Annotated in this window: 8 protein-coding genes; 4 read left to right on the forward strand and 4 right to left on the reverse strand. The window is 66.8% G+C overall.

What is annotated here, in order from left to right:
- Window positions 1–508, reverse strand: a 508-nt coding sequence (locus tag JWQ81_RS26160) for a DUF222 domain-containing protein (RefSeq protein ID WP_297545516.1), incomplete at its 3' end; no start/stop codon positions are given.
- A 768-nt stretch (window positions 509–1276) separates the two neighbouring features.
- Between JWQ81_RS26160 and JWQ81_RS26165 the strand changes: the two genes are divergently transcribed.
- Window positions 1277–1564, forward strand: coding sequence for an ArsR family transcriptional regulator (locus JWQ81_RS26165; RefSeq protein ID WP_297545518.1), 288 nt, complete (start codon window positions 1277–1279; stop codon window positions 1562–1564).
- Between the two features lie 23 nt (window positions 1565–1587).
- On the opposite strand, the gene JWQ81_RS26170 is transcribed toward JWQ81_RS26165, so the two are convergent.
- Window positions 1588–2073, reverse strand: coding sequence for a hypothetical protein (locus JWQ81_RS26170; RefSeq protein WP_297545519.1), 486 nt, complete (start codon window positions 2071–2073; stop codon window positions 1588–1590).
- Between the two features lie 474 nt (window positions 2074–2547).
- Between JWQ81_RS26170 and JWQ81_RS26175 the strand changes: the two genes are divergently transcribed.
- Window positions 2548–3981, forward strand: coding sequence for a S28 family serine protease (locus JWQ81_RS26175; protein ID WP_297545521.1), 1434 nt, complete (start codon window positions 2548–2550; stop codon window positions 3979–3981).
- A gap of 124 nt (window positions 3982–4105) precedes the next feature.
- Here JWQ81_RS26175 and JWQ81_RS26180 read toward each other — a convergent pair whose 3' ends face one another.
- Window positions 4106–5587: a M1 family metallopeptidase gene (locus tag JWQ81_RS26180; protein WP_297545524.1), complete on the reverse strand. Its 1482-nt coding sequence runs from the start codon at window positions 5585–5587 to the stop codon at window positions 4106–4108.
- A 133-nt stretch (window positions 5588–5720) separates the two neighbouring features.
- On the opposite strand from JWQ81_RS26180, the gene JWQ81_RS26185 reads away from it, so the two are divergent.
- A complete protein-coding gene (locus JWQ81_RS26185; protein ID WP_297545526.1) occupies window positions 5721–6881 on the forward strand; it encodes a histidine kinase in 1161 nt (386 codons plus the stop codon).
- Window positions 6878–7522, forward strand: coding sequence for a response regulator transcription factor (locus tag JWQ81_RS26190; protein WP_297545528.1), 645 nt, complete (start codon window positions 6878–6880; stop codon window positions 7520–7522). The genes JWQ81_RS26185 and JWQ81_RS26190 overlap by 4 nt, the downstream gene beginning before the upstream one ends.
- An 8-nt stretch (window positions 7523–7530) precedes the next feature.
- Here the strand turns inward: JWQ81_RS26190 and JWQ81_RS26195 are convergent, their stop codons facing one another.
- Window positions 7531–7794 (reverse strand): PLDc N-terminal domain-containing protein, encoded by a 264-nt coding sequence (locus JWQ81_RS26195; RefSeq protein WP_297545530.1) that lies wholly within the window; start codon window positions 7792–7794, stop codon window positions 7531–7533.
- Between the last annotated feature and the right edge of the window lie 274 nt (window positions 7795–8068).

An 8068-nucleotide genomic window follows, 5' to 3' on the forward strand; every position in this document is an offset into this window, starting at 1 on the left:
CCGGGTCGAAGGTGTTCAGGAGCCGGTCGCCGGCTTTGCGGACTTCGAGGGGTTTCGCCTGCCGGGCGAGGTCGACCAGGATCTTCTCCGCACCCGCCCGATCCCGAGCAGACACCGTCGCGGGCATCTTGATCATGGCGTTCACGATCTCATCCACATGCGCCGGAGTGATCTCACCCGCGCGTGCCGCGAGACCGGCCAACGGTGCGATCGCGGGGATCTCCGTGCCATCCAGGTTACTGGAGGAGTTCACGGCCTTGCCCCGGATCACGATCCGCTTCGCCGCCGCCGGGCCGATCCGAGTGACATCATCCAACCACAGTGCCGTGTTCAGGTACTGGTAGACAACCTTCACACCCTCGGTCTCCACCTTCGCCGCCAGCACACCAAACAGCGCGTCACACTCATTGTAAATCCGCGCCAGTTGACGGGCGATCACAGCAGCTTCCACCGGATTCGCACGCCGAATCTCGGCGAGCGAGGGGAACCGGATCAGTGAGCTGGACACCCCTTTATCCTACCGCAGATCGAACGCCTCTTCGATACACGAACGACCGAACCGCTTTATCGCTGCACGTGATCATTGATTGGACGTGAAGGCCACCTTCACGGCAAATTACGTCGCGAAGGTGGCCTTCACGTCCAACTGCATATCGCGGGTATCACTCACAGATACCCCAAGCGAGCAAGGCTGGTTGCTGAACGTGAGCGGCGAAGTGCGAACGGCGTTATCCGTGCGTTCACGGCAAGGCAACCCCTTTCAGCCACTCACGAAACGCCGCCACCAACGCATCCGAACGGGCCCTCACGATCCACCGCTACAGAACCCCAGTCCGCCCCGGTCCTTGCTGCAGTAGGCCGGAACCGACCCACCTCGCCGACCCGTTACCGTGCACCAAAGCGTGCCAACACAGCAGCAGAAGGGTTTCATACAACCTCCAGGTACCGGACGCGGCCGGGTTCCCGGCTCTTCAGCAATGCGACTCCGAGACCGGTGTCGGGCCCCCAAGACCCGATACGCCACAACAAACCAAGCTGAAATTCACCTATCTAGGCAGACATCTAGGCAGACATCTCGTTCGTCGCCGGCCCCAGCCTCCGGCGATTCGAGCCGTTCACCACATCGAAGTTGCCAGCGGTGCATCATCGGCCGGTGCTCGAAGTCCGCTTCCCGGTCGAGCAGGACCTCTAGCTCGACGGGCGGGGGCTGCGGCTCATCCCGTCGTTCTTCTGCCACGGCAAGCCCACCACCTACAAGGACCCCGGTCTGCCCCCGGTGCTCGCCTACTCCATCGACCACGAAGCCGCACCGACAGCGAGTGCCGAACCCGGAGCCGCGCTGAATGCACTGCTCGGCCGCACCCGCGCCCGAATCCTCGTCGCCGTCGCGGCAGGCGAATGCAACACCAGCCAACTGGCCGCGCGGACGGCGACAGCGATGGCTTCAGCGAGCGCTCACGCCTCCGTACTCCGCGCCAGCGGGCTGATCGAAAGCGCGCGGAACGGGAAGTCGACCGTGCACATGATCACCCCGCTGGGCCTGGCTGTCATGAAGGCGAGTTGAGCCGCCTGAAGTCGGCCCCCTTTTCACGGGTACGAAGTCAGCATGGCGAGACTGGTGTCCGCGTCCGACGGCCCACCGGTGTTGTTGACGACGTGGGCGATGGTCCCCTGTCCCCCGCCGAGCGAGAACGTGACCATCCTGTGGAAGCGGACGCCGGGGCGTTGCGGGGCGGCGATGGCGCGGTCGGAGACGATGGTGGGGTCGTCGGCGAAGATGCAGTAGCTGCCCAGTCCCCATGCTTCGTGGTTGCGGACGCCGTCCCCGACGGCGTCCGCGGGGTAGCCGCGGTGCGCGCCGTCCATCCACGCCGCCTGGTTGGGCGGGTCGTAGGGCATCTCGTTCTGGAAGAAGTAGGTCCGGCTGTTTTCGCCGTTCCACTGCACTTGGGCCTTCTGGTGGTGCTCGACGAACAGGCCGTAAGCGACGACGTCGTTGCCGTTGACGACCAGCCCCTGGTCCACGGTGTTCTGCGTCCACCCGACACCGTCGCCGTGGTCGGCCCGCCACAACCAGGTGCTTCGTGATGCTCACCGCGCTCGGCTGCAGGCCGAGACCCGCGACCTGCGTGTAGTACCCCAGCTTGAGGTCGACGCCGTACCCGCCGGGCTTGAACAGCAGCGCGTAGCGGTTCGGCCCGAACTCGGCACCTTTCTGCTGGACGTAGACCTGGTCGATGGTCGCCTGGATGGAAGCCGCCGGCGCCGGAGGCGACGGCGAGGAAACCACGCCGACCGAGGGAACGCGGTTCCGTGGCGTTTTCGCGGGGATCGACGGGCACTGAGGCCGTCCTTCCGAAACGAACCGACCCAGCCTTATTTCACGTTGTGATTTAACTCGTGAACTATCGGCCCGTCAAGATCTCGAAACAATTCTGCGAAACTAGAACACTTTGGCCGAATTCTGCCTCCTTTAGTAGCTTGTCCGCTGCTGGTGGGATCTGTGAGGCTCCGACGGTTGCGATACTCGGATTCCTGGAGGCGTAAGTGCGCAAGGTGCTGGCCGCATGCTCGACAGTGGTTGCCGCGGTTCTCACCGTGGCGGGGCTCGCGCCACTCGCCCAGGCCGCGCCGGCCCCCGGCGGCGGTGACATCAAGGTCGCGCTGCAGCAGATCCCCGGGCTCACCATCATCAAGGAAGACCCGGCGCCCACCGGGTTCCGCTTCTTCGAGCTGAACTTCACCCAGCCCACGGACCACCGAAACCCCCACGGCGCGACCTTCCAGCAGCGATACACCCTGCTGCATCGGGACTTCTCGGCGCCGACGGTGATGTTCACCAGTGGTTACCACGTCTCGACCGCCCCGAACCGCTCGGAGCCGACGCGGATCGTCGACGGCAACCAGCTGTCGATGGAGTACCGCTTTTTCACCCCTTCGCGCCCCGAACCCGCCGACTGGAGCAAGCAGCTCACCATCTGGCAGGCCGCGGCGGACGAACACGCCGCGGTGCAGGCCTTCAAGTCGATCTACACCGCCAAATGGCTGGCGACCGGTGGCAGTAAGGGCGGCATGACGGCGACCTACTTCCGCCGCTTCTTCCCGAACGACGTCGACGGCACCATCCCGTACGTCGCGCCGAACGACGTCATCGACCCGATCGACAGCTACAACCGGTTCCTGGCCAAGGTCGGCGACGATCCCGGCTGCCGGGACGCGCTCAAGGCCATCCAGCGGGACACGCTGAAGCGACGCGACGAACTCGGCAAGATCGCCACCGCCGAGGCCGCGAAGAACGGCTACACGTTCACCATCGTCGGTTCCGTCGACAAGTCGCTGGAAATCTCGGTCGTCGACTCGTACTTCGCGTTCTGGCAGTACCAGACGCAAGCGAGCTGTGCGACAGTGCCGAAGCCCGGCACCCCAGCCGCGGATGTGTGGGCGTTCTACGAGAAGGTGGAGAGCCTCAACACCTACGCTGACCAGGAGCTGGAGCCGTACATCCCGTACTACTACCAGGCGGCCGTGCAGCTGGGCTCGCCCGAGGCCTACGACGGCTACCTGAAGGACCTCCTGCGCTACCCCGGCGCCGACACGCCGAAGACGTTCGTCCCGTCCTCGGTGAAGATGCCGCGCTTCGACTACTTCGCGATGCCCGACATCGACTTCTGGGTGAAAACCCAGGGCCAGCGGCTGCTGTTCGTCTACGGCTCGAACGACCCGTGGGGCGCCGAACCGTTCGAACTCGGCCTCGGTTCCCGTGACTCGTACCGGTACTTCGTGCCCGGCGGCAACCACGGTTCGAACATCGCGCAGCTGCCGGCCGCCCAGTCCACAGCCGCGACCGAAACCGTGCGCCGGTGGGCAGGTCTACCGGCTACCCCGACCGCGTCCGCTCAGTCTCAGGCAGAGTCCTTGAACACCAACGGATTCCCCGGTTTCGACAGCGACCCGATCGCCACCGAACGACCGCGCTTGTAGTTTCGCGGCCCGCCGGCGTCACCGCCGGCGGGCCGGGCCTACCGCAACTCGCCGTCGAGTTGCGGTAGTTCGCGTCCGCAAGCACCGCAACTCGCCGTCGAGTTGCTGTCCTTGCGGACGCCTTTCAGTTCGCGGGCGCGGGTTTGGCGTGCCAGTCGGGGCGTCCGGGCATCGGCGGGGTCGTCGCGCGGTACAGCCAGCCCTGGAAAAAACCGGCGAGATCACGGCCGGAAACACGCTCCGCCACCGCGATGTAGTCCTGAGTGGACGCCGAGCGACCCCGGAAGGTGTCGTAGAAGGTCTGCTCGATCCGCGTGAAAGTGTTCTGCCCGACGAGGTTCCGCAACGCGTAGAGGGTCAGCGCGCCACCATTGTCGCTGCCGGAAAGCACCCCGCTGGCCGAATTGAGGTGCGCGACCGGGCCTTCCTGCTCGAGCTGCTGGTTGTTGACGTCAACGTACCGCTCTTTCATGCCGGTCTCGAACGGTTTCTCGCCGATGTGGTCCTGGTAGAGGCTTTGGTAGTAAACGGCGTGCCCTTCACTGAGCCACATGTCGTCCCAACTCCGCACCGCGACGGTGTCACCGAAGTACTGGTGGACCATCTCGTGCACCTGGGTCGCGGCCTCGCGCGGGTCGTGCAGGAACGCGGCGGAAAACGTGGGCAGCGTAGCGGTTTCGAGTGCCACGCCACCGTATTCGGAGTCGACACCGAGCACTCCGTACGTCGGATACGGGAACGGGCGGCCGATCTCCCCTTCCAGCCAGACGAGCTGCTCGAGCGTGCGCCGGGCACCGACAGCCGCGTCCGGCCGGTCGTCCGGAACGTAGCTGCGCACGGTGAGACCGTGCGGGCCTGCCTGGTCGACCTCGGTGAACCGGCCGACCGCGATCTGTACGACGTCGGTCGGAGTGGGCTGGGCCAGCCTGTACACGGTGGTCACGCGGTCGCCGTGACGGTCCTTTCCGGTCAGCGTCCCGCTCGCGACGGCGTCGACGTCCGCTGGGGTCGTCACTCGGAAGGTGAAGGTGGCCTTGTCGCTGGGGTGGTCGTTGGACGGGAACGCCACGTGGGCGCGGTCGGGCTGGCTGAGCAGCGCGAAACCGTCGGGCGTGTTCTGCCAGACGGGGAACGGGTTCTTGATACCGGGCGGGAGCTTCCATGCCGGCGACGCCGGGCTGAGGCTCCGGTCCGCGACGTAACCGATGGCGACGGTGAACTCCCGTCCCCGCGCGAGTGCCCGGTCCGGCGTGATCACCAGCTTCTCCCCCGTGACCTCGAACGCGGCCGGGCGTCCGTCCACCAGCACCGACCGGACCTGCCGCACCGCCGAGTCGAGGCTGAACCGCAACATCGACTGAGTGGCCACCGCCCGCATGGTCACCGAGGCGTCCATCGTCGTGACCTCGGGCCGGTAGTCGAACGACACGTCGTAGGACCGCGCGTCGTAGCCGCCGTTGCCCAGGTCCGGGTACAGCCGGTCGCCGACGCTCAGCGCACCGGGAGTCGCGGCCCCGGCTTCCGCCGACCCCGCCGCGCCGGCGACCAGCAGCGCTGTCAACCCCGCCAGCGCGGCGACACGTCCTGCCCTGTTCCCGTTGGCCATTCCTGTCTGCTCCCTCGTCCGGTGTTGTCAGTCCACAGTGCACGGTTGAACCAGCCCCGCGCGTCACCCGGTGGGACCCACTTCCGCTAAGCCGAAGGTCGTACCCGGAACACCCTCGTTTACGGTGGTTCCCGTGTGGACCCGCGAACGGACGGCCACCGCGCTCGCGTGGTGGGACGGCAGGGTGCGCTCGGTGGTCTTCGACTTCGTGGTCGCCGCCGGGGCAAGCTGGCTGAACTTGCACGACAGGCAGAGCCACGCTCCACCAGCCTTGACCCTCTCCGTCAGCGCGGCCATGTTCGTCGGGCTCCTGCTGAGGCGCCGTTTTCCGCTAGTGGCGGCCGCTGCCGCCTTCGCCGGCTCGGCCGTCGGGGTCGGCACCGTCCCGATGATGGTCGCGGTCCACACCGTCGCCGCCCGGCGTGGACCGGGGCTGAAACTGTGGGGCACCGCGATCGCGGGCGTGGCGATCTTCGTCGTACTGGGCTGGCCGGGCGAGGCCGACGGTTGGCCGTACTTGGCGCTCGCCAGCGGCTTGTTCGTCGTGCTGCCGATGTTCAGCGGGCTCTGGCTGTTCCAGCGCCAGAAGCTGGTCGTCGCCCTTCAAGAACGCGCCGACCAAGCCGAACGCGAGCGGGATCTGCTCGCCGAACGTGCCGTCACCGCCGAACGCAGCCGCATCGCGCGGGAAATGCACGACGTCGTCGCCCACCGCGTCACCGTCATCGCGCTGCAGGCGGGCGCCTTGTCGGTGACCTCCGGTGACCCCCGCACCTCCGACGTCGCCGAGGTGATCCGCAAGACCAGCACCACCGCACTGACCGAACTGCGCGACATCCTTCACGTACTGCGGGACGAAGACACGCGCGACACGACAGAACCTGCCTCGCCGCCAGGGTTGGCGGCAATCGGTCAGCTGATCGAAGGCGCGGCCGAGGCCGGCGCCGCGGTGGCCGTCGAGCTGCCCGATCCGCTGCCGGACACCACCGGCGCAGTGGGCCGCGCCGCCTACCGGGTGGTGCAGGAAGCGCTGACGAACTCGGCCAAACACGCTCCCGGCGCCGCGGTGCTGGTGACCGTCGCGGTCTGGGAGGCGGAGCTGGTGGTCGAAGTGTCCAACCAGGACTCCGCCGGGGCGGGCCCGGATCCGGTTCCCGGCTCGGGTTACGGGCTGATCGGTATGCGGGAACGAGTCTCGCTGGCCGGCGGGACGATGCGGTCCGGCCGCGCCGACGGCGGTGGGTACCTTGTGAGGGCCCAGTTCCCCCTCGAGCCCGGCGAAGAGGCCTCGTGACCGTGAAAGTGCTCCTGCTCGACGACGAGGAACTCGTCCGCAGCGGTATCCGCATGATCCTGGAGTCCGATGCGGACATCGAAGTGGTCGCCGAGGGCGGCGACGGGGCGGGGGTGCTCGACCTCGTCGCTCGGCACCGCCCCGACCTGGTGCTCACCGACATCCAGATGCCGCGCGTCGACGGCCTCGAGGTGACCAAGAACGTCACGGCCCTGCCCGACGCGCCCGCGGTTGTCGTGCTCACGACGTTCGACCTCGACGAGTACGTCCACGCCGCGCTCAGGCACGGCGCCACCGGGTTCCTGCTCAAGGACATCGCGCCCCGCGAGCTGATCGCCGCGGTCCATGTCGTCGCGCGCGGCGAGGCGATGATCTCCCCGCGGATCACCAAACGGCTGCTGGGCGCGTTCGCCTCCGGCAGCGTCAAGGAAGACACCCGCGCGAGGCTCGCGACCCTGACCCCCCGTGAGCTCGAAGTCGCCGTCGCGGTGGGACAAGGCCTCAGCAATGCCGCCATCGCCGAGAATCTGCACCTGAGCGAGGCCACCGTCAAAGTCCACATCGGACGCATCCTGGCCAAGGCGGACGCGGGCAACCGCACGCAGATCGCCATCCTGGTCCACGACGCCGGCCTCGGCTGACCGCCGGCTCAGGCCCGGACGCGCCGCTCCGTGTCCTTGCTGCCGATGAAAAACCACGCCAGGCACCCGATAAACGGTGCGCAGAAGGCGAAAATGACCCAGAGCACCTTCATCCCGCCGCTGAGCCCGGACCGCAGGATCCCCGACAGCGCGGTGAAGAAGAACACCAGGAAAGCCAGCACAAACACGCAGGTCAGGACAATCGACACCACCTGGGTGCCGGTGCCGATCGCCTGCGCGCCGGTCGAAGCCAGTACGAGCAAAGTAGGCATCTTTCTCCTTTGGTGGAACAGGTACCCAGTCTGCCCACCCCCGGATGCCGCCCGCATCAGCCACGCGGCCAGAACCAGCTAGCTACAAAGTCGTAGGTTCGGCACGTCGGGTGCAAAGACCCCTCGGGGCCACCCCCGTGGCGTTGGACGCCAATGCCTGGAACTTAGGGCTCGCCTGTAAATTAACCGTGGATATGTTGAGTAGGGTGGCATGCTGATGACATGAGCATGACCGAGGAGTTCAGGACCGCGCTGGCGGCGAAGTTCGCTGAGA

The organism is Amycolatopsis sp. (assembly GCF_025464955.1).
Taxonomy (GTDB): domain Bacteria; phylum Actinomycetota; class Actinomycetes; order Mycobacteriales; family Pseudonocardiaceae; genus Amycolatopsis.